The following is a 314-nucleotide window of genomic DNA, read 5'->3' as shown; positions in this document are numbered from 1 at the left end:
TCAGACCCCTTCGCCCAGATACTCTTGATGCCGCTGGCGATATTCGCAAAATCAATCGTACCGCCATTTTCGGCTATTGCTGTCCATGTGTCCGCACCCGATGCAGCAGTGGGATTTAAAGTGACATCGCTCACGGTCAGTACGCTGCCCGTGTCGACAGCATGAAACACCGCCGAGTCCTTACCCGTCACCGAGATATCAGTGGCAAGGTCGGCATCCCTGCCATAGGTTTTTGTTGCGCCACCCTCAATGGAAATTGCATGTGAGCCAACACCCGTGGTGCGGATGACCGTGGCATTATCCATGGTGATGTT

The 314-nt window shown here is 54.1% G+C and carries 1 protein-coding gene; it reads right to left on the bottom strand.

The genetic code is table 11. The annotated features are described in order from the left end of the window. Positions 1-314, bottom strand: a 314-nt coding sequence (locus CEV32_RS23560) for a hypothetical protein (RefSeq protein WP_167382713.1), incomplete at both ends; no start/stop codon positions are given.

The organism is Brucella rhizosphaerae, from assembly GCF_002252475.1.
GTDB classification, from domain to species: Bacteria; Pseudomonadota; Alphaproteobacteria; order Rhizobiales; family Rhizobiaceae; genus Brucella; species Brucella rhizosphaerae.
This window is presented reverse-complemented; position numbering and strand designations above follow the sequence as displayed.